The organism is Pseudomonas sp. Lb2C2 (assembly GCF_052112205.1).
GTDB classification, from domain to species: domain Bacteria; phylum Pseudomonadota; class Gammaproteobacteria; order Pseudomonadales; family Pseudomonadaceae; genus Aquipseudomonas; species Aquipseudomonas kilonensis.
Window position 1 is genome coordinate 711,266 of the sequence record NZ_JAUTYW010000004.1, and the last position, 19,743, is coordinate 731,008.

General features: G+C 59.4%; 19 protein-coding genes. 7 read left to right on the forward strand and 12 right to left on the reverse strand.

Annotation, left to right across the window (positions count from 1 at the left end):
- Positions 1–35 precede the first annotated feature (35 nt).
- A complete protein-coding gene (locus tag Q7F16_RS15210; protein ID WP_053177697.1) occupies positions 36–1,115 on the forward strand; it encodes a tartrate dehydrogenase in 1,080 nt (359 codons plus the stop codon).
- Positions 1,116–1,383: 268 nt separating this feature from the next.
- Here Q7F16_RS15210 and Q7F16_RS15215 read toward each other — a convergent pair whose 3' ends face one another.
- The 3 genes from Q7F16_RS15215 to Q7F16_RS15225 form a co-directional block, all read right to left on the reverse strand.
- A complete protein-coding gene (locus tag Q7F16_RS15215) occupies positions 1,384–2,091 on the reverse strand; it encodes a cupin domain-containing protein (protein ID WP_186649896.1) in 708 nt (235 codons plus the stop codon).
- A gap of 43 nt (positions 2,092–2,134) precedes the next feature.
- Complete coding sequence (locus Q7F16_RS15220; RefSeq protein ID WP_409557154.1) at positions 2,135–2,992, reverse strand: GNAT family N-acetyltransferase; 858 nt, start codon at positions 2,990–2,992, stop codon at positions 2,135–2,137.
- A gap of 225 nt (positions 2,993–3,217) precedes the next feature.
- Positions 3,218–4,144, reverse strand: coding sequence for a 2-hydroxyacid dehydrogenase (locus tag Q7F16_RS15225; RefSeq protein WP_079301304.1), 927 nt, complete (start codon positions 4,142–4,144; stop codon positions 3,218–3,220).
- 288 nt (positions 4,145–4,432) lie between these two features.
- Here Q7F16_RS15225 and gabT point away from each other — a divergent pair, with 288 nt between their 5' ends.
- From gabT to Q7F16_RS15240, 3 genes are all read left to right on the forward strand, one after another.
- On the forward strand, positions 4,433–5,725 hold the full coding sequence (gene gabT, locus Q7F16_RS15230; RefSeq protein ID WP_046064184.1) for a 4-aminobutyrate--2-oxoglutarate transaminase: 1,293 nt from the start codon (positions 4,433–4,435) through the stop codon (positions 5,723–5,725).
- 87 nt (positions 5,726–5,812) lie between these two features.
- Positions 5,813–6,469 (forward strand): 2-haloalkanoic acid dehalogenase, encoded by a 657-nt coding sequence (locus Q7F16_RS15235; RefSeq protein ID WP_409557153.1) that lies wholly within the window; start codon positions 5,813–5,815, stop codon positions 6,467–6,469.
- A gap of 45 nt (positions 6,470–6,514) precedes the next feature.
- Positions 6,515–7,003, forward strand: a complete 489-nt coding sequence (locus Q7F16_RS15240) for an Lrp/AsnC family transcriptional regulator (protein WP_003203167.1) — start codon at positions 6,515–6,517, stop codon at positions 7,001–7,003.
- A 128-nt stretch (positions 7,004–7,131) separates the two neighbouring features.
- Here Q7F16_RS15240 and Q7F16_RS15245 read toward each other — a convergent pair whose 3' ends face one another.
- Together Q7F16_RS15245 and Q7F16_RS15250 are read right to left on the reverse strand one after the other, a co-directional pair.
- Positions 7,132–8,085, reverse strand: coding sequence for an alpha/beta fold hydrolase (locus Q7F16_RS15245; RefSeq protein ID WP_409557152.1), 954 nt, complete (start codon positions 8,083–8,085; stop codon positions 7,132–7,134).
- Positions 8,086–8,563: 478 nt separating this feature from the next.
- Positions 8,564–9,364: a DUF6630 family protein gene (locus Q7F16_RS15250; RefSeq protein ID WP_409557151.1), complete on the reverse strand. Its 801-nt coding sequence runs from the start codon at positions 9,362–9,364 to the stop codon at positions 8,564–8,566.
- Between the two features lie 215 nt (positions 9,365–9,579).
- On the opposite strand from Q7F16_RS15250, the gene Q7F16_RS15255 reads away from it, so the two are divergent.
- On the forward strand, positions 9,580–10,329 hold the full coding sequence (locus tag Q7F16_RS15255; protein WP_409557150.1) for a substrate-binding periplasmic protein: 750 nt from the start codon (positions 9,580–9,582) through the stop codon (positions 10,327–10,329).
- 93 nt (positions 10,330–10,422) lie between these two features.
- Here Q7F16_RS15255 and Q7F16_RS15260 read toward each other — a convergent pair whose 3' ends face one another.
- The 4 genes from Q7F16_RS15260 to Q7F16_RS15275 all read right to left on the reverse strand — a co-directional run bounded on the left by Q7F16_RS15260 (position 10,423) and on the right by Q7F16_RS15275 (position 14,266).
- The gene (locus tag Q7F16_RS15260; RefSeq protein WP_409557149.1) at positions 10,423–10,917 is read right to left on the reverse strand and encodes an addiction module antidote protein; all 495 of its coding nucleotides are present in this window, start codon (positions 10,915–10,917) and stop codon (positions 10,423–10,425) included.
- 1 nt (position 10,918) lies between these two features.
- Positions 10,919–11,233, reverse strand: a complete 315-nt coding sequence (locus Q7F16_RS15265; RefSeq protein WP_409557180.1) for a type II toxin-antitoxin system RelE/ParE family toxin — start codon at positions 11,231–11,233, stop codon at positions 10,919–10,921.
- Positions 11,234–11,711: 478 nt separating this feature from the next.
- A complete protein-coding gene (locus Q7F16_RS15270; RefSeq protein WP_046064189.1) occupies positions 11,712–11,963 on the reverse strand; it encodes a hypothetical protein in 252 nt (83 codons plus the stop codon).
- 134 nt (positions 11,964–12,097) lie between these two features.
- Positions 12,098–14,266, reverse strand: a complete 2,169-nt coding sequence (locus tag Q7F16_RS15275) for a TonB-dependent siderophore receptor (protein WP_409557148.1) — start codon at positions 14,264–14,266, stop codon at positions 12,098–12,100.
- 348 nt (positions 14,267–14,614) lie between these two features.
- Between Q7F16_RS15275 and Q7F16_RS15280 the strand changes: the two genes are divergently transcribed.
- Positions 14,615–15,289, forward strand: coding sequence for a hypothetical protein (locus tag Q7F16_RS15280; RefSeq protein ID WP_046064191.1), 675 nt, complete (start codon positions 14,615–14,617; stop codon positions 15,287–15,289).
- 222 nt (positions 15,290–15,511) lie between these two features.
- Here Q7F16_RS15280 and Q7F16_RS15285 read toward each other — a convergent pair whose 3' ends face one another.
- The gene (locus Q7F16_RS15285; RefSeq protein ID WP_046064192.1) at positions 15,512–16,678 is read right to left on the reverse strand and encodes an MFS transporter; all 1,167 of its coding nucleotides are present in this window, start codon (positions 16,676–16,678) and stop codon (positions 15,512–15,514) included.
- A 94-nt stretch (positions 16,679–16,772) separates the two neighbouring features.
- Here Q7F16_RS15285 and Q7F16_RS15290 point away from each other — a divergent pair, with 94 nt between their 5' ends.
- Positions 16,773–17,666, forward strand: a complete 894-nt coding sequence (locus Q7F16_RS15290; RefSeq protein WP_409557147.1) for a LysR family transcriptional regulator — start codon at positions 16,773–16,775, stop codon at positions 17,664–17,666.
- 14 nt (positions 17,667–17,680) lie between these two features.
- On the opposite strand, the gene Q7F16_RS15295 is transcribed toward Q7F16_RS15290, so the two are convergent.
- Both Q7F16_RS15295 and Q7F16_RS15300 read right to left on the reverse strand, forming a co-directional pair.
- The gene (locus Q7F16_RS15295) at positions 17,681–18,103 is read right to left on the reverse strand and encodes an HAD family hydrolase (RefSeq protein WP_409557465.1); all 423 of its coding nucleotides are present in this window, start codon (positions 18,101–18,103) and stop codon (positions 17,681–17,683) included.
- A 610-nt stretch (positions 18,104–18,713) separates the two neighbouring features.
- A complete protein-coding gene (locus tag Q7F16_RS15300) occupies positions 18,714–19,739 on the reverse strand; it encodes a carbon-nitrogen hydrolase family protein (RefSeq protein WP_409557146.1) in 1,026 nt (341 codons plus the stop codon).
- Between the last annotated feature and the right edge of the window lie 4 nt (positions 19,740–19,743).

Genomic DNA, 19,743 nt, shown 5'->3' on the forward strand with positions numbered 1-19,743 from the left:
CCGTCATTTGAACCAACACCCGGGAGCCATGATTGATGAGCAAACCATTTCGAATCGCTGCCATTGCCGGCGATGGCATCGGCAAGGAAGTCCTGCCCGAAGGGCTGCGGGTACTGGAGCAAGCCGCGAAAAAGTGGCAGTTGTCGCTGGACATCGAAGTGCTCGATTGGGCCCATTGCGATTACTACCTGGAGCACGGGCAGATGATGCCCGCCGACTGGTTCGAACAACTCAAGGGCTTCGACGCGATCTACTTCGGCGCCGTGGGTTGGCCGGACAAGGTGCCGGATCATATTTCCCTGTGGGGCTCGTTGCTCAAGTTCCGCCGCGACTTCGACCAGTACGTGAACATCCGCCCGGTGCGGCTGTTTCCGGGGGTGCCGTGTCCGTTGGCCGGGCGTAAGGCGGGGGACATCGACTTCGTGGTGATCCGCGAGAACACCGAGGGCGAATACTCTTCCATCGGCGGCAAGATGTTCGAAGGCACCGAGCATGAGTTCGTGCTCCAGGAGTCGGTGTTCACCCGGCGTGGGGTCGACCGGATCCTGAAGTTCGCCTTCGACCTGGCCCAGACCCGACCGCGCAAACGCCTGACCGCGGCGACCAAGTCCAACGGCATTTCCATCAGCATGCCGTATTGGGACGAGCGCACGGCATTGATGGCCGAGCAGTACCCGGACGTGAAGTGGGACAAGCAACACATCGACATCCTGTGCGCTCGCTTTGTTTTGCAGCCCGACCGGTTTGATGTGGTGGTGGCGTCGAACCTGTTCGGCGACATCCTCTCCGACCTGGGCCCGGCCTGCGCCGGCACCATCGGCATCGCACCGTCGGCCAACCTCGATCCGGAGCGCCGCTTCCCATCGCTGTTCGAACCGGTGCATGGCTCGGCGCCCGATATCTATGGGCAGAACATCGCCAACCCGATCGCGATGATCTGGTCCGGCGCCTTGATGCTCGACTTCCTGGGTAACGGTGATGAGCGCTACCGCGCGGCCCATGATGGGATTCTCAAGGCTATCGAACAAGTCATCGCCGAAGGCCCCATCACCCCCGACCTGGGTGGGCAGGGCTCGACCCAGGATGTTGGCCAGGCCATCGCCGCCGCGCTCTGAGGCTTGATCCAACCTGCGACACCTTTTGCCCGCCCACACTGCGGGCTTTTTTTTGCTGATCTGCCACCCCCACCACAACCCCCTGTGGGAGCGAGCTTGCTCGCGATAGCGGTGGATCAGCTTGCGATGATGTTGGCTGTGCTGCCGCCATCGCGAGCAAGCCCGCTCCCACATGGGGCCCGGGGTGATGGTGGGATTTGAAGTCCCCCACCCATCCCCTGTGGGAGCAAAGCTTGCTCGCGATAGCGGTGGAGCTACCTACACCGAATTACTTGACGACGTACACCTTGCGCACATAAACGCTGCTTTTCCAGGCACACGGTGCATTCAGCGGGACGAATACGGTATCGCCGGTGTTGACCGTCAAGTCGCTGCCATCGGCTGCCTGCAAGGTGACGCTGCCTTCGAGCAGGTGCATCAGCTCATGCAGTTTGTGCGGTCGTGACTTGCGGGTGTAGGGCGTCGAGTCCCAGATGCCGATCCGCAGGTTGCTCGCTTGCTCGACAAACAAATTGTGCGAGCGACATTGCGGCGGCGGGCTGAGCAGGATCTCGTCATCCGGGGCAGCAGAAGGCGAGAGCAGGGTGTGGGCGGGGAGTGCCGTCAGCCCGGGAAGGTGCGCTTCGATGCGCTGGGTGTCGGCACAGAAGGCCCAGAGCGAGCCGGGTTGCGCCTCGATCTCAAGCGCCGTCCCCCGACCGATCACCGCGCTTTCACCCGGCTTGAGCTGCAGCATCTGCCCCTGGCTACGCAGCGTCACTGCGCCGGCATGCACCACGATCGTCTCACTGAAGGGGTATTCATCGACGCTGAACAGTCCGCTCGCCCGGACCACGCCGGCAGCCATGCCATCTTCCCCAGCATAGGCGATGAGGCGGTCGAACGGATCCTTGGCGCCCAGTGAACCCGGGGTGAACGGGGTTGAGGCAAGGCGGCCATCGGCGTGTGCCAACAGCACTGCAGTGGGTTCGAGCATGAAGATGATTCTCCAGGGAAGCGTTGAGGGGAGTGTGGGTTTTTCAGCCAATGGCCTGGGTCACTGGCGCAAATTGCCGAACCGCGCCGGTCGCCTGCGGGGGCGTGCCCCGTGCCATTTGGGCTACGGTGTCGACCTGCTTGAGCCCGGCCTCTTCCAGCCAAGGGGCCAGGCCGCTGTTTGAAGGGATGTCGATGCGAACGAATGCGTCCGGCACTTGGGCCAGCAGCACGGCGATCAAGTGCTGGGCCTGTTCCAGGTTCTGGGCGATGACCGGGCCGATGCAGCGGCCACGGCCGAAGGGGCGCAGCAGGGCGAAGGCGCACAAGTGACCGTCGCGTTCGATCCCCACTGAATGTTCAACGACCTCGAACAGGTCATTGAGTACGGCGCTCCGCTCCAGCCCGCTCCCGGCATTGGCCAGTTCGATCAACTCGGCATGATCGGCTTCGCTCAACTCGCGGCAGCGTTCGCCAGCGGCCAGTTCCAGTGGGGCCGGCACCAGCGCTTGCCCTTGGTGCTGCTGGATATGCCCAAAATCAACGAACCCCTGGCTGGCATACAGCGGGGCACCGGCCAGCGTCGCATTGAGCACGGCGGTACGCGAGCCGCAAGCCTCGATCGCCAGTTCCATCAGCTTGCGACCGATCCCCTGGCCCTGGTACTCATCGTCGACAATCACCAGGCCAATGGTGGTGTAGTTTCCCTGGGCGCAGGTGAACGCCGTTCCAATCAAACGGCCCTGGTCTTCCACGACAAACCCCTGGGCGACGCGTTGCAACATCGCCCAGTCTTCCAGGCGATGGGGCCATTTCAACTGCACGGACAAGGCATGGGCCGCAGGCACGTCGGTGGCGGTCATGGCGCGATAGAAGTAAGTGGGGCGTTGCGAAATGGACATGGCAGATCACCATAAAATAAGGGACGAAAGCGGATGGATGTGTGCGCTGAAAGCCTTTGTATCTCACCTGCCACCGGGCCTGGCAAGGGCGGCACATCGATTCGGTATCTTGCGTAAGCAACGGCTCTGCCGGCCACATTTCTTGCTCAAATCAGAGGCTTGGCCAGCAGTAAATACCGGGTCGGTTTTTCGCCGTTCGGCTCGAAACCAGAGGCCATCGAGGACTCAATAGCTGCGCTCACGATCCACCAGGCCCAGCATCGATTCCCCCCGTTGATGCCGGCGGATGTTCTCCAGCAACACGCCAAAGGCACTTTCAGGCTGAGTCATCGCCGCGATGTGCGGGGTCAACAGTATCTGTGGATGGTGCCAGAAGGGGTGATCCATCGGCGCCGGTTCCTGCTCCAGCACGTCCAGCACCGCGGCGCTGAGCTGGCCGTTGGCAAGGGCTTCAAGCAGGTCCGCTTCCACCAGGTGCCCACCTCGGCCCATGTTGACCAACGCTGCGCCCTTGGGCAGGTGTTGGAACAGCTGGCGGTTGAGGATCCCTCGGGTCTGCTCGGTCAACGGCAGGACGCACAGCACAATGTCGCATTGACCGAGAAACGCCGGCAGTTGCTCGTCGCCGGCAAAGCACGTGACCCCCTCGATGTCATGCTCGCTGCGGGCCCAGCCCGACAAGGCAAAACCAAAGGTCTTCAAGCTGGCGAGTATCTGCCGTGCCTGCAAACCCAGGCCCATGACGCCCACCCGGCGTTGTCCGGCGGGCACCAGCCGGTGCGCTTGCCAGCACCGTTCGGCCTGTTGCTGGCGATAGCGCAACATGTCCCGGTGCAGGCTGAGCACGGCGAAACTGGCGTACTCGCACATGCCCTGGCTGATGCCCGGGTCGAGCAAGCGCACCACCGGCAGCGTCGTTGGCAAGCGGCCAAGGTCGAGTTGATCCACGCCGGCCGACAAGGCGAACAGCACCTGCAGATTTGGCAACAGCGTTTCGACGTCGTCCGGCGCCTGCCAGGCCGCCAGGTACTGGATATCCCGCGGGTCGCCGATGTCCGGCCAGGCACGCCATTCGATGTCCGGCGCGTGTTCGGCGAACAGGCGCCGCCAGTGTTCGCCGCGTACCGGGTCAGCTTTATAGAGCAGGGCCATGGGTCACTTCTCGCCTGAAATCAAGGAGCCCCTAGCATGCCTCAACGCCAGAGCAGGATCTGTCGAAAGGGCCGGCGTAGCAGCATCACGCTGCGTTGCAAGGTGCCTCTTGCGGCAGATTCCATGGGGCTGGAATGCCTCTGGAGGATTCTGCTGTTTGCCGGGGTGTAAACAGTCGATCCGAATTTCTCAACGACCAAGTTCGGCTTAGACAATCGCGTCGAACGCTTAACCTGTGAACACACCGCAGCCGCTTCCTGGGTGCGAGGCTCACGATGGGAAATGCCAATGAACAGTAAAGTCGAAGAAACCCCAAGTTTGCTCCGTCAGCGTGATCAATTCGTGCCACGTGGCCTGGTCACCGCGCACCCGCTGGTGATCGATCGGGCCCAGGGCTCGGAATTATGGGACGTGGACGGCAAGCGCTACCTGGACTTCGTCGGCGGCATCGGTGTGTTGAACATCGGCCACAATCACCCCAAGGTCGTCGCGGCCGTGCAGGCCCAGTTGCAGAAGATCTCCCATGCCTGCTTCCAGGTCGTGGCCTACAAGCCTTACCTGGACCTGGCCCAGCGCCTGTGCGAAATGATCGGCGGCCAGCATGCCTATAAAGCCGCATTTTTCACCTCGGGTGCCGAAGCGGTGGAAAACGCGGTGAAGATCGCCCGGGCCCACACCAACCGCTCGGCCGTGATTGCCTTTCGCGGCGGGTTCCATGGCCGGACCTTGCTCGGCACCACGTTGACTGGCATGAGCCAGCCGTATAAGCAGAACTTCGGTCCGTTCGCCCCGGAGGTCTTCCACACGCCGTATCCGAATGCCTATCGCGGCGTCACCAGCGCGATGGCGCTCCAGGCACTGGACGAGCTGCTGGCCACCCAAGTGGCCCCTGAGCGGGTCGCGGCGATCATCATCGAGCCGGTGCAGGGCGATGGCGGTTTCCTGTCGGCCCCCGCCGAGTTTTTGCAGGGCCTGCGCGCATTGACGCAAAAGCATGGCATTGTGTTGATTCTCGATGAAATCCAGACCGGTTTCGGTCGCACCGGTAAATGGTTCGGTTTCCAGCACGCCGGCATCCAGCCGGACCTGGTCACGGTCGCCAAGAGCCTCGCCGGTGGCTTGCCGTTGTCGGGTGTCGTCGGCAAGGCCGAGATCATGGACGCCCCACTGCCGGGTGGCCTGGGCGGTACGTACGGCGGTAATGCGCTGTCGTGCGCGGCGGCGCTGGCGGTGATCGAGGCGTACGAGCAAGAACAACTGCTGGCCCGTGGTGAAGTTCTGGGTAAGCGCCTGCGCCAGGGCCTGCTGCATCTGCAAACTCGTTACCCGCAGATCGGCGACGTGCGCGGCAGCGGTTTCATGCTGGCGATCGAACTGATCAAGCATGACGAGGCACGCACCCCGGACGCCGACCTCAACCAACGGCTGATCGACGAAGCTCGGGCCGGTGGTTTGCTGGTGATCAAGTGCGGGGTGTACCGCAACGTCTTGCGCTTCCTGGCGCCGCTGGTTACCAGTGAAGCGCAGATCGACGAAGCGTTGCAGATTCTCGACGGCGCCTTGGCACGCGTCCTCGGCTGATGCCTGCGTTCATGATGTTTGCCTGGGCAAGCGTCAGTGGCGATTAATGGAGCGTTGATCGATGGGACATCATCGGAGGCTTTACAGATGAGGCTGACTGAATATCGGGCGTTGTTGATCGACTGCGATGAGGTCCTGGTGGATCGGGACTCCGGCGTCTGGGCGGCGTTGCAGCCGCTGCTGGAAAACCATGGCGAGCCGTTGGACAAAGCACAGGTGCTCGCCGATTTTGACGAGGTGCTGCAAACCTTGTACCCGCGTTTCGGCGAATTGGGCTTCAGCGGCTTGCTGTGTTTCGCCCACCGTCAATTGGCCGAGCGCTGGAAGCTCAAGGTCAGTTGGGAGGAGGGCATGAGCTTCGCCCGCTCGGCTGCCGGTTGGACGCTGTTCGAGGATGCGCCGGGTGCGATGCTCTACCTGCGCAAGTTCTATCGGTTGTTGGTGCAGGGGGATCGCGATGCCGAGGACCGGGGCGTGTTGTGCGAGCGCCTGGGCATCGAGCCTGATGATTTTATTTCGCTGGCGAGCGACCCGTTGCAGGATCACGATTGGTTGGCGGCCAATGGCCTGAGCGCCGAGACGATTCTCCAGGTGACCCGTCCCGGCGCCCACCCACGGTCGGTTGGAGCTGTCTGCCTGATCTGCCGCAACGCCGATATGTCTCCCGCGCCCTGTGCGGCGGACTACTGCATCAACAGCATGGCTGATCTGGTCGCTCAGCATCAGCTGTCCTTACGACGCTGATTTTGTTAGAAGATTGTCTTACAAATGGCAGGCAAGAGGTATGCGATGGAAGGTTTAGCGAAACTGGACCGGATCGACATCAGCATTTTGGTAGAGCTTCAAAAAGATGGCCGCATGACCAACGTCAGCCTGGCCGATGCCGTGGGCTTGTCCGCCAGCCCGTGCCTGCAACGGGTCAAACGACTGGAGTCGTTGGGGTACATTTCCAGCTACAAGGCCCATCTGAACCTGGCCAAGATTACCGACTCGGTGACGGTCTTCACCGAAGTCACCCTCAGCGACCACAAGCGTGAGGACTTCGCCAAGTTCGAATCCAACATCCGCCTGGTGGATGAAGTACTTGAATGCCACCTGATCAGCGGCGGCTACGACTACCTGGTGCGCTTCATGACCCGCAGCATCCAGGACTATCAGGACGTGATGGAAAGCCTGCTGGACAAGAACATCGGCATCTCCAAGTACTTCAGCTACATCGTCATCAAGTCACCGGTGCGCAAGGACGAGATTCCATTGCGTAAGTTGTTGCGGCATTGAACCCGAGATCCATCCTAGAACAACTGTGGGAGCGAGCTTGCTCGCGAAGGCGTCGGCAGATTCAGCATTGAGTCAGGCTGATCTACCGCCATCGCGAGCAAGCTCGCTCCCACAAGGGATCTGGGCTTTTATTCCTTGAGGAAGGTCAGCAGATCCTGATTGAGGCGATCCTTGTGCGTCTCGGTCAAGCCGTGCGGCGCGCCAGGGTAGACGATCAGTCGAGCGCCCTTGATCAGCGCCGCCGAGGCCCGGCCTGAAGCGTCGATAGGCACGATCTGGTCGTCATCGCCATGGATCACCAGTGTCGGCACATCGAACTTCTTCAAATCGCCGCGGAAGTCGGTCGCCGAGAATGCCGCGATCGAGTCATAGGTATTCTTGCTGCCACCTTGCATGCCCTGCACCCAGAACGACTGGATCAGCCCTTGGGATGGCTTGGCGCCCTTGCGGTTGTAGCCGTAGAACGGGCCCGAGGCAATGTCCAGGTACAGCTGCGAGCGGTTCTCCAGGGATGCCTTGCGCAGGCCATCGAACACCTCGATAGGCAAGCCACCGGGGTTGGTGTCTGTCTTGAGCATCAACGGCGGAACAGAGGACACCAGCACGGCTTTCTTCACTCGAGCTGTGCCGTGACGGCCGATGTAGCGAGCCACTTCACCGCCCCCTGTCGAGAAGCCCACCAGGGTGACATTCTTCAGGTCCAGCGCTTCAATCACCGCCGCCAGGTCATCGGCGTAGTGATCCATGTCGTTGCCTTCCCAAGGCTGGCTGGAGCGACCGTGGCCGCGACGGTCATGAGCCACCACGCGATAACCCTTCGAGGCGAGGAACATCATCTGGCCTTCCCAACTGTCGGAGTCCAGCGGCCAGCCGTGGCTGAAGGTCACGACCTGGCCATCGCGCGGGCCCCAGTCCTTGTAATACAGCTGCACGCCATCCTTGGTGGTGATGTAGCTGGCGGACTGGACCACGCTGCCGACAGCAGACGCACTGGCAGCGGCCTGGACAGGCGACGCGGCCTCGGCGCTGAGGGTGGCCAATGCCAGGGTGGCGACAGCGAGGGTGCGGTTGACGGTGTTCATCGTTTCTCTCTCCATAAGGTCGGTTTGATCTGCGGCGATCGTCATCGATCGCGTTGGTGGGCAGATTAGAGAGAGAGGCCGAGGACGAGAACGGCGCTGGCATCGATAGCAACTATGGGGAAATCGGATAGCTGCGTTTCGCTTCGGTTGCGGTGAACCAGTCATCAACCAAAAGAAGGCATCGGCCCCAGCGAGTGCAGGATCCACATGACTGCTGCCACAGCTGCCAGCACCGCAACCACAATGCCGATCAGCACCCATTTCAGGATTTTCTGCCCTTTCGATGGCTGGGACCTTGGCGCGTGTGCCTCTACCGTGTGCCGAAATTCCCCGGCGCATCGCGGGCAAGCAGCGGTGTCGTAAGGGAGGAGGGACCCGCATTGCTCACAGTTTGTCATGTCGTCACTTCGAGGCTCAAAGGAGGGGGCGCCCTTTATGGGCTTGTAAAAGCGGACCGAAAGTGTGTGGCGTCGGTCGCTTAATATTTGTAGACGATGCCCAGCTTGCCCATGATCTCCAGGGCGTTGACCAGGCCCAGACCGTTCATGGGCAGGCAGGCGAAGGCCTGGTATTCATCGAAGTGCGTGCCGATGGCCAACAACTTCAAGTCATGGGCCTCCAGCTGGGCGTTGAAATACTGCAGCAGTGCGCGTTCCCAATCGTTGGCGCGGTTGATTGCATCGATGGCTTTACGCTCAGGCGCAGGGATTTCAATGCCCAACTGCCGCAGCGGGGCGAGGGCATTGACGGCATCGATCCCGTAGGACGACCACTCCTTCCATTCGAACCCCGCCAACTGATTGGCTTCGGTGAGCGCGGACTCGACCTGCGTCCAAGCCCAATCCCACTGCCCGGTAGGTGCCGGCATGTTTTGAATGAGCGCTTGCGCGCGCGCCTCGTCGAACAGGCAATCAAACAGATCGGCCAGGGTATCGGTCAAATCCGGCTGCGGCCCTTGTCCCTGGGTGTCCAGGTCGTGGCTCAAGCGTTGCCACAGACTGCCCAGCTCGGCCCAATCCTCGTCGTCCATGTCGTCATCGATCACCTGGGCCTTATGGCCGCGCAGGTAGTTATCCAGCCGCGTCTTGTGCACCCGTACGCAGCCCTCGGCGAGATCGACCTCATAGCTGCGGTAATCCAGGTAGTTGGTCTGGAACACGATGCGGTCAGCAAACACCTCATGGGCGAGGCTTTCCTCAGCGTCAAAATACGTCGCGCCTTCGAAATCGCCATGGGCGGTGAGGATGCGTTGAAACGACAATGGGTCGATCGGATTCATGTGGTCTGGATCATAGGGAGGAGGGCGAAAGGGAAGCGCCGCGTACGCTGGCCGATATCCGGTTCGCGCTGATCGTACACCAAGGCCTGGGGGTTGCTAAGGGGCGGAATGTGGACTGCGTCAACTGTTGGGCGTGTGTTTGGGGCTATGCTTACCTTGCCCCTTGAATCAGGCCCACCCATGCACAAACACCGAACAATCCGGCGGGAGAACACGTGAGACATTCGACACCGGCTGCAGCGCTGCTCTGCCTATTGCTCGGCACGGTTGATGCCGGGGCCGGAGAGTATCAAGTCGTCACCGAAGAGTGGGCTCCGTACAACTACCAGGAAAACAACCAGCTCACCGGCATGACCACCGAGATCGTCCGGGCCATCATGGCGCTCACCGGGGATGACTTCGAGCTGCTGTTGCAGCCGAGTATGCGAGCGAGCCAGATACTGAGGAACCGGCCCAAGACCATCATGTACTCCATGTTTCGCACGCCGGAGCGCGAGCCGTTGTACAAATGGGTCGGCCCGATCGTGGAAGAGTCCATCCACCCCTATCAACTGGCCAATACGCCCCCACTGGACACCTTGGAACAACTGCTGAACGCCCCCCAGATCACTACGCGCCACGCCGGCCTGGTGCCCCAGAGGCTGCAGTCGCTGGGCTTCAACAACCTGGACAAAAGCGCCACCGAGAGCAAGCTGCTCTACCGCATGCTGCTCGCCGGGCGCACCAACATCATCATCGGCGACACCGACGCGGGGGTGGCTTACTACAGCCGCCAGTTGAACATCGCGCCGGGCACCTTGCGACGGATCCCTATCGAGCTGTATCGCTCATCGCTGTACATCGCCTTCAGCCCTGACAGTGACGATGAAGTGGTGGCGGCGTGGGCCAGTGCGTTGGAGAAGTTGCGGCGTTCGGGGGAGTTGGAGCGGATTCAGCGGCGGTATGAGGGGGCGGTTGAGCGGTGAGAGCTTAGCGGACGTTCGCGTCAGGAGCTTCGCAGCATGGCGTAAAGCTTGGCCAATTCCTGTTTGCCTAGAATCTACGAAGCCAGTGGCGATTTACGGCTGCGCAGCGGCTTTTGACTTTCTCGCAGCATGTTTTGCGCCTGGTTTAGCCGCGGCTACGACAGGTTTTTTCGCAGCGGATTTCGCGGTAGGTTTGGTCGTAGCTACCGATGGTTTGCCAGCCCTTGGAGCAGCAGCTTTGGAAGCCACCGCTAATGTCGCAATCGGTTGTACGGTGAGTTCTACACCGATTGCGGTCATCAGTTTCCTGATGGTTTCAAATCGCGTTTTTGCACCGGATTTCAACACCTTATAGAGACTTTCACGATTGACCCCGGCATCCTTGGCGACTTTATTGACACCTTTGGCTTTTGCGACTTCGGCCAGAGCATGAATAAGACTCTCCGTATCATTGGCTTTCATACTTTCAGCCAGGTAAGCCGCTATAGCTTCCGGGCTATCGAGAAAACGCGAAGCCTCATAACGAGTCGTACCCGTAGTGTTAAGGCTAAGGACCGGCATATCCTCAGGGTTGAATTTATCGCTCATGTCATTTACCTCTCAGGGCATCAAGGATCGCTTTGGCTCTCTTAATACCTCGTTTTTGATCTGCTTTATCGCTTCCACTGAGCATCAAGTACTCTGCGATCCCCGAGCGCACAAAGTAAATTCTGTACCCCGGTCCAATAAAACCACGCATTTCGCTCACCCCATCTCCAACCGGTTCGCAATCACCAAAGTTGCCGTCTGCGGCGCGATCCAGACGGGCCAAGATGGCCGATTTCCCTTGAGCATCCTTCACACTGTCGAGCCAATCCTCAAAATAGGACGTCTGGTGGATCTCGTTTATTTTCTTATTGATCATAGTCCCATTTGTAGCCATATGGCTACTTTTGATAGGTGCGAGGTTGAATGCAGGTAAAGGGTGTCTTTCATCGGTCATGAAGCTGATGGTGTCGCCCTGGCTGGCAGTAGCCACTACTCGCTTGGGGTTTGAGTATCGATAAGCAGTGAAGTGGGGGTGCAGTCGATGCTGGTGATGAGCGTATCTTTCCATGGGGTTGCTCCGACCAGAGTAATGGGCTGATCGGATCCGCAGGTCGTCAAACCTGATCGCCATTTTGGGCGACGGGAACGACTATAGGTTTCACCGACGCTGGCGTACAAGGTGAGGGATTCCCACGCTTTTGTAGGAATTGTGATAGCTGTGCGAGGAAAAGGCGTACCGACTGATTTCGGGGGGCGAGGCAGGCGGATAATAAAAATCGGGGTCACAAAATCGGCACAAAATCAGGGTCAGGCCATGGTTATCAAATTGTGGTTTGACCCTGAGGGGAGGCTTTCTATCGCTCCTGATAGTACTCCGCCCTACGCCTGGCCTCTTCCCGTTCCATTTCTTCATAATGCTTGCGTTCTTCGCGCTCCCTCTCTTGTTGGCGCTCGCGGTGTTTCCTGTCTTCTGCTCTATCCCTTTCGCGCTGTTGTTCCCAGTGGCGCCTGTTTGCCTCTCGATAGTCCTGGTTCCGATCACCGGCAAATGCGCCCGCTGAGGTGAAGTCAATCCAGGTGAGTACAAAAATGGCAGCCATCTTCATGTGATGGTCTCTCTAGCGCAGATGTATGCAGGTGGTGCCATTTGCGGCTTGCGGTAGACCATGAGGATGGGCGCAAGTGCATTGCTTTGGGTTGAAAGGGGACGCTCCAAGTTACGTCCCCTTTTTTCTGCTTTCTAGAAACTGTATTTGGCGGTCAGCATCATATTGCGCGGGTTGCCGTAGGCATCACCGCCATAGCTCACGGAGTTGGCGATGGTCGAGTAGTACCGGCGGTCGAAGATGTTGTTGGCGTTGACCTGCAAGTCCAGGTTCTGGCTGACCCGGTAGCCGGCCATCAGGTCGGTGATCGCGTAGCTGCCCTGTTCGAGGCGGTATTTGCTGCCATCAGCCAGCGGGATGTCGTTGTACATGCGGCTCTGCCAGGAGACGTTGCCGCCCACGCGCAGTTTTTCCAGCGGGCCCTGGAAGTGGTAGCTGGTGGTCAGCTTGAACAGATGCTCCGGTGTGTCGGGGTCGAACTGCTTGTTTACGTTCTGTGGGTTGGCGGCATCCTTGATGGTGTGGGTGCGCGCGTAGGTGTAGCCACCGCCGACTTGCCAGTTTTCGGTCAAGGCGCCTTGCAACTCGAAGTCGATACCCTGGCTGCGAATCTCGCCGGAGGCTTCGTAGCATTCTGCCTGTGGGCAGTCTGCCGGGGGTATCTTCACCGCGCGGTTCTCTTGATCGACGCGGAACAGCGCCACGCTCGCATTCAGCGCGCCATCAAAATATTCGCCCTTGATGCCGACCTCGTAGTTCTTGCCAACGATCGGCTTGACCGGGCTACCGGAAGTATCCTTGGAGCTCTGCGGCGTGAAGATGTCGCTGTAGCTGACGTAGATCGAGTGATGGTCGTCCAGGTCGTAGATCAAGCCAGCGTAACGGGTGAGGTTACGGGTGACCTTGTAGTCGCCTTCGCCATCACGGTTATCATAGTCGTACCAGTCCAGGCGCCCGCCGAGGATCAGCTTCAACGGGTCGGCCAGGCTCAGGCGTGTGGTGAGGTAGACGCCATCTTGAGTGGTCACGTCGCGCTGGTTGTCGGTGTGGACGAAGTCCGGTTTACCCGCATTGAACGGCCAGTTGGTGTCGTACGGGCTGTAATTGTGGATGGTAGTGTCGTTGATGCGCTTGCTGGCGCCCACCACCAGTTCATGGCTGCGTCCGAACGCCTCGAAGGGCCCGCTGGCAAAGGCGTCTACGCCGGCCTGGTTTTCATCGAAGTCGGCCTGGTAAACCGTGCGGGCCAGGGTGTTGTTGTCCCAGCGCGATTGATAAGAGCCGGAGAACAACGCGTTCTGTTCGGAGTAGTTGGCGTTGACCTGAAGGTTCCAGTCATTGGCCAGGCGATGACGGACTTCGGCGAATACGGTGTTGATCTCCTGATCCTTGTTCTCCCAATCCGTCCCCGGATTGTAGGAACGTGGCAGGTCCAGATGATGGCCGTCCTGGCCGATCATCGAAGATCCCCAGAAGTAATTGGTCTTGTCCTTCTGATGGGAAACCCCCAGGGTCAGGGTGGTGTCTTCGCTCAGGTCCGCTTCGGTGACCGCATAGAACAGGCCATGATCCTCCTCGACATTGTCGATGAAGCTGTTGGCGTCCTGGTAAGAGGTCACGACCCGGCCGCGCAGCGTGCCACTGTCGTTGAGGGGGCTGGAGGCATCGACCTCGCCACGGTAGTCGTCCCAACTGCCGGCGGCACCGGTCAGGGTGACTTTCTGCTCGGCCAATGGCCGCTTGCGGATCAGGTTGATGGCGGCCGAAGGGTTGCCTGCACCCGTCACCAGGCCGGTGGCACCGCGCACCACCTCGACCCGATCGAACATCGCCAAGTTAGGCTGGGAACCGACGTTAACGCCGTCGTAGCCACTCGGGATGCCGTCATACATCAAGTTGTCGATTTCAAAACCGCGTGCCTTGTAGGTCTGCCGGCCAGGACCAGAGGAAAAGTCCAGGAACAAACCGGGCGTCGCCTTGACCACGTCGTTGATGTCGGTCATCGCCTGGTCATCCATGCGCTGGCGCGTAATGACGGTGACGGCTTGCGGGGTTTCACGCATCGTCAGCGGGAGTTTGGTTGCGGTCGACATCGCGCCGGTGGTGTAGGACTCGGTGCCTTCCGTGGTGCTGCCCAGTTGGCCACTGCCGGAGACCTCGGTAGCGTCTAGTTCCAGGGTGGCGGGTGGGGTGGTGCTGTTGCCATCGGCGTAGGCGGGGGCGAGGGTGGCTATACAGATGGCCATGGCCAGAAGATTGCGGGCAGGAGTGAAGTGACGCGGCGGGGTGGTGCGAGTCGACATGAGAAGGTCCTGAATTACTAATGCTTGTGAGAGTGATTCGCATTAAGTATTACAGGGTTTGTTTGTGGGATAAAGCTTGTTGGGGTTGGGGGCGCTGATGCGTGGAGGGTAGGGCTTCAATGCCCAGTGGGGCCGAGGGCTCTGCTTTGTCGAGAGTTTCCTATGACTGACACCCTGAGTCGTTTGAACGAAGCGCTGCTTGATTTTTTAGCCGGCAGGTAATATTTTCAATGCACGGCAGCCAACCATCAAGTACGTGAGCGCTTGCATCCGGTCTTAGAAAAAACAGCATATTCATTAATGCTGACTTTGTAATTGCTCACATTTTAAGTCAGCGTGGAGATGAATATGTTTAATTCTGTCATCGTTTCTGAAATCCCTTTTTATACATCCGTTCAGGATGCACGAAAGGCGAATTCGGTAAATTTGAACCATCTCAAGGAATCATTAGCATGCGGGCTTGGTTTTAAAACCTTGGCTGCGCACGCTGCTCATTTTGACGAATTATCAAAAGGTGAACATGGCATAGCCAAGGTCGCGTTATTTTCCAAGTCGCGCACAATGTCTAGGCTTATGGAGCTTGGATATACTCAAGATAAGTGTGAAATGATGGCTGAGGTCGTGGAAAGCTCTTACCAAGAAGCCCTTTCGGAGCAATTTTTCTTTGTTCCTTTTAAGCCCGATAACGGCCCATATGATCCATTCCGCGCAGATGCGTTTGATCGGACAAGAGTTTGGCTTCATGGCGGTAGCCGCGACGATATCTGTAATAAGGACTATCTAGAAGCGCTTTCTGATGAGTCAATGTCTAATGCTGCTATAGAGTGGCTCCATTCTAAAATATCCAGCTTTGCTTTCCCTGCCATTCTTGATAGAAGAAACTATCAAGGCGGCATCATTGTCAGGTTGCGCGACTTGAATATAGAGAGCTATCCACTTGCTGGTTGGAGCAAACTTAGTCGTGCAGATATTTTGGAATATGGCTCAAGTGCTGATACTTTTCTTTGTGCGCCGATGAAATAAGGAAGCATTCGGCTGGCCTTGCAAGGCCAGCCGAATGCTTCGTGAATTAGATGGGGTAACGGCGTGATCCTGACCAAGGCTATCCAAGATATCGGCAGCGCTCGTGCGTTGATAGGTCAGCGAATATCTGCGGTTCTCCGAAAAAAGAAGACGCTCAGATTTATTTATGAATAGATCCGTCACCTTTTCACTGTCCTCCTCAATGCCGACTAAACAGCCCCCTCACACCACCGCAGCCGCAATCGCTCTGGATCGCCAGGCAAAAGCCAACACCATCAGCAGCCCCAACCCGGCCATTGCCGCCCCGGCCAGGGAAATCGCCGGATACCCCAACCCTGCATTGATCACCGCCCCCCCGAGCGCCGCACCAATCGCGTTGCCGAGATTAAAGGCACCAATGTTCACCGCCGAGGCCAGGTTGGGCGCGTCCTTGGCCGCTTCCATGACGCGCATCTGTAGCGGCGGCACCAGGGCGAAGCTGGCGATACCCCATATCAGGATCGCAACGGCGGCCGGCAGCGGCCAACGCATCAGTACGGTGAACGCCAGCAAGACGAGAATCAGCACGCTCAGCGAAACGATCAGGGTGCGGTCTATCGAGCGGTCGGCGGCCTTGCCGCCCCACATGTTGCCCAGCGTCAATCCCACACCGAACAGCACCAGCATGGCCGTGATGTAGGCGGTGGACGCGTGGGTCTCGCTGCTGAGGATCGGCGCGATGTAGGTGAAGACGGTAAACATGGCACCCGAGCCGACGACGGTCAGGGCCAACGCCCCCAGCACCGGACCACGGCCCAGTACCCGAATTTCGGCCAGTACACCGGCGCTTTGCGGTGCCGGCAGGTTGGGCAGGGCGAACCACAAGGCGGCCATGGTCGCCACGCCGAGGCCGGTAATCCCCCAGAAAGCGGTGCGCCAGCCGAACAGTTCGCCAAACCAGGCGGCCAGCGGCACACCGCCGATGGTCGCCAGGGTCAGGCCCATGAACATGGCCGCGACCGCCCCGGCACGCTTCTCTGGGGCGACCACGCTGGCGGCGACGATCGAGCCAACGCCAAAGAACGCACCGTGGTTCAGTGAGGTCACTACCCTGGCGACCATGAGGCTGTAGTAATCGGTCGCCAAGGCTGACATCAGATTACCCAGGGTGAAAATCGCCATGAGCCCGATCAGCAGATAGCGCCGGGGAATCCTGCCGGTGGTCAGGGTCATCAGCGGCGCGCCAAGCAGCACGCCCAGGGCGTAAGCGCTGACCAACAGACCCGCAGCGGGAATGGAAACGCCGAGATCCGCAGCGATGCCCGGCAACATGCCCATGGGGGCGAACTCGGTAACGCCGATGCCAAAGGCACCAATGGCGAGTGCGACAAGTGGTGGATTGATACGCATGGAAGGCTCCTTATCTATGCCGCCAATGCTACGATCCAACTTTTTCAGGCGGTAGATAGCATTTTTGGCAATCACCTTTGCGTAAGAGGCACAAATGGACTTTAACGGCAGGTCAGGTGAAATGAGCGTGTTCGCCACCGTGGCGCAAGAAGGCAGCCTTTCAGCCGCCGCGCGTGCACTGGGGCTGACACCCTCGGCGGTCAGTCGGATCATCGCGCGTACCGAACAACGCCTTGGCACCCGCCTGCTGCTGCGCACCACTCGAGCGATCACCTTCACCGCCGAGGGCGAGGCGTTCCTGCGCGGCGCCCGGCGAATCCTGGCCGACATGGCCGAGGTCGAAGAAGCCATCGCCGACCAGGGCGTACCCAGGGGCCGCTTGCGGGTCAGCGCCGCCCTTGGCCATGGGCGGCTGGCCATCGTTCCCTTGGTTGCAGCGTTCAGCGCCCGTTACCCGAACATCGTCGTCGACCTCACCCTCGGCGACGAAGTGGTCGACATCCTCGGCGGCCAGGCCGACGTGGCGGTACGCTTTGGTCATCTACCCGACAGCCCGCTGACCGCGCGCAGGATCGGCGACACCGGCCAGGTAGTGGTGGCATCGCCCGACTATCTGCGGCGCCACGGCACCCCCGAGGAACCGGAAGACCTGCTCCGGCACAACTGCCTACGCTTCAACTTCCGACGTGCCGAACCCAACTGGCCGTTCATCCGCGACGGACGAGAGTTCTCCCTGAAGGTCAGCGGCAACATCGAATGCAGCAGTGGTGAAGCGCTGGCACAACTCGCGCGAGTAGGGGCTGGCATTGCGCGTATCGGCGAGTTCAGCGTGAGCGAGGACCTGCAACGCGGCGACCTGATACCGCTGCTGGAAGCCTGGAACCCCGGCGACCAGGAACCGATTCATGCGGTGTTCGTAGGTGGCTCGGCAATGCCGGCGCGGGTGCGGTTGTTTGTGGATTTTTTGCTGGAGCATCACCGGATGTAAGCGGTGGACCGCTGCTAGGTTGTAAGCATGTCCAGGAGTCCTTCCAATGTTTTAATGGAACGCTCCGCTGGCGTTATGCTCGCTGGCCACGGATGGAATATCTCAGGCGCCGGTTTCGCAATGCAGCACGCCTCAGAGCAAATCATCGTTTCAATGGTTTCGCCGAAAGGTAGTGCCGCCAAAGTCCGCCGTCGCGAATGCTCGGCGCCGTTGGAGATGACGCCCATGGCAATACCCTTGCGATGAAGCGCTTGAACCATCGCGCTAGCGCCTGGCATCTCAACCGCAGCGCTCGGGAAGTGATCCATCCAGTGTGTAATTAATCGCTTGGGATCGACTGGCCCAGTCCACTTCAGCTCCTGGGCTAACGTGTACCCAACCGCCTCACGGATGGAAGAATATTCAGATTCCGGTCGCAGACCTTTTTGAAACAGCAGAACGCGATCTGCCGGATGCGATAAGGGCCCTTAGGGTTTGTCTGAAAAGTCAGTCCGCAAGCATCTCTCGATGCAGGCCAGTGTGGCCATGGCTTTAAAGCTGCTGGCCAGTTTGTCGTAACGCGTACAGATCCGACGTTTTTCTTTGGGCCAACTGAACAGTCGCTCAATAACGTTCTCGCCGGGTGAGAGCATGATGGCCAGCGGGAAGCCATGGGTGTCGCAGGCGAGGTGTATTTTGGTGGTCAGTCCGCTGGGTGATCGCGATGACTCTCCCCCTACCGTCCAGTGAATCCATCCATAGGCCCATCCATTTCGAGGGGCTCGTCACTAGAAAAGCTGCCCGAGCGTGCAGATGCTGCACGGGCATGAACCAACAAGGTGAGTCGCAGGGCCACGATGTTGCTCCGGCAATGGATTTTAACGCTCGAATACTGGATACCTTGAGGCACCAATCAGGAGGGCTATCCCCATACCCTGCGGTTTCAGCTGGCTGAAGGATAAGCCATTCCTACTGCCTTTCTCGATAGTGGCGAATAGGCAGTGCATACTGTCTGCCCCACAACTGCCACACCGGCCTTCAGCAGAAGCTCATTGCGTTTTCCAGCAATCAGTCCAGCTCAGGCAACGCCTGTAATTCCCGGTTGCAGTTAGAGTCCACAGGGTCGTTGAAGGTGGCAGGGGTAATCCGGCGCCGGTCTATCGTCAAGTCAAATACGTCGAAGCGATTGTAATAACCGGCGATGTCATGAAACTGCTTCGGCTCCACGCATTCGTTCAAATCGAAAGTGGCGTAAGCCAGGCCTTCCTCGTTCTGCAACAGGTCGCCAATGGAGGCCCCCGCCGGGTCGAGAAATTGCGTAGCGGCACGTGGACTGTTGCGCAGCACTTCGATGGCTTGCTCATCACTGCTGGCCGAGAGCATGTCGAGCATCGAGTCATCCATTAAGCCTGCATTCAAGATGCCGAATACCTTGGCTTCAAAGCACTGCGCCCCTGCGCGAATTCTGTTGGCCGCGAGGTTGTCGAAATTCTGGCCGCCGGGTTTGCGCGTCGGCCAGATCGCCGGCCAGGCGGAGATGTGGATCTGCTCGCCTTGCGCCGCCAAGCTGTACTTGGCCAGGGGGTTGGTGTTTTCGCCACAGATCAGGGTGCCTATTTTGCCGATGCGGGTATCGGACACACGCAGGCCGTGACCATCGCCGGGCGCCCACACCATCTTTTCATAGAAGGTAGGCACCAGTTTGCGATGGTGGTTGAGCACGGTGCCTTGTTCGCTGATCAGTACGTTCGAGTTCCAGATGCAGCCGACACTGGCCGGCGTCGCTTCACTGAACCCCAAGGAAACGAGGATGCCATGGCGCCGTGCGGCGGAGCGGATGGCGGTGATCTCCGGGCCGTCAATCATCACGCTGTTCTCGACCATCAGCTTGAACCAATCATGGTTATAGATGGGCGCCCACAGCGCCGCCCAGACCGGAAAACCTGGGATGAAGGACTCCGGAAACACCACCAGTTCGGCGCCATTGGCGGCCGCTTCGGCGATGAAGGAACAGGCCTTGTCTACGCAGGCGGCCTTGTTCATATACACGGACGCGGCGTGGGCGGCGGCGACTTTTACAGTAGGCAGGGACATGATG

Coding starts and splice junctions, on each gene's coding strand:
- Q7F16_RS15210 (WP_053177697.1), top strand. CDS start 36: ATGAGCAAACCATTTCGAATCGCTGCCATTGCCGGCGATGGCATCGGC.
- Q7F16_RS15215 (WP_186649896.1), bottom strand. CDS start 2,091: ATGCTCGAACCCACTGCAGTGCTGTTGGCACACGCCGATGGCCGCCTT.
- Q7F16_RS15220 (WP_409557154.1), bottom strand. CDS start 2,992: ATGTCCATTTCGCAACGCCCCACTTACTTCTATCGCGCCATGACCGCC.
- Q7F16_RS15225 (WP_079301304.1), bottom strand. CDS start 4,144: ATGGCCCTGCTCTATAAAGCTGACCCGGTACGCGGCGAACACTGGCGG.
- gabT (WP_046064184.1), top strand. CDS start 4,433: ATGAACAGTAAAGTCGAAGAAACCCCAAGTTTGCTCCGTCAGCGTGAT.
- Q7F16_RS15235 (WP_409557153.1), top strand. CDS start 5,813: ATGAGGCTGACTGAATATCGGGCGTTGTTGATCGACTGCGATGAGGTC.
- Q7F16_RS15240 (WP_003203167.1), top strand. CDS start 6,515: ATGGAAGGTTTAGCGAAACTGGACCGGATCGACATCAGCATTTTGGTA.
- Q7F16_RS15245 (WP_409557152.1), bottom strand. CDS start 8,085: ATGAACACCGTCAACCGCACCCTCGCTGTCGCCACCCTGGCATTGGCC.
- Q7F16_RS15250 (WP_409557151.1), bottom strand. CDS start 9,364: ATGAATCCGATCGACCCATTGTCGTTTCAACGCATCCTCACCGCCCAT.
- Q7F16_RS15260 (WP_409557149.1), bottom strand. CDS start 10,917: ATGAGCGATAAATTCAACCCTGAGGATATGCCGGTCCTTAGCCTTAAC.
- Q7F16_RS15265 (WP_409557180.1), bottom strand. CDS start 11,233: ATGATCAATAAGAAAATAAACGAGATCCACCAGACGTCCTATTTTGAG.
- Q7F16_RS15270 (WP_046064189.1), bottom strand. CDS start 11,963: ATGAAGATGGCTGCCATTTTTGTACTCACCTGGATTGACTTCACCTCA.
- Q7F16_RS15275 (WP_409557148.1), bottom strand. CDS start 14,266: ATGTCGACTCGCACCACCCCGCCGCGTCACTTCACTCCTGCCCGCAAT.
- Q7F16_RS15280 (WP_046064191.1), top strand. CDS start 14,615: ATGTTTAATTCTGTCATCGTTTCTGAAATCCCTTTTTATACATCCGTT.
- Q7F16_RS15285 (WP_046064192.1), bottom strand. CDS start 16,678: ATGCGTATCAATCCACCACTTGTCGCACTCGCCATTGGTGCCTTTGGC.
- Q7F16_RS15290 (WP_409557147.1), top strand. CDS start 16,773: ATGGACTTTAACGGCAGGTCAGGTGAAATGAGCGTGTTCGCCACCGTG.
- Q7F16_RS15300 (WP_409557146.1), bottom strand. CDS start 19,739: ATGTCCCTGCCTACTGTAAAAGTCGCCGCCGCCCACGCCGCGTCCGTG.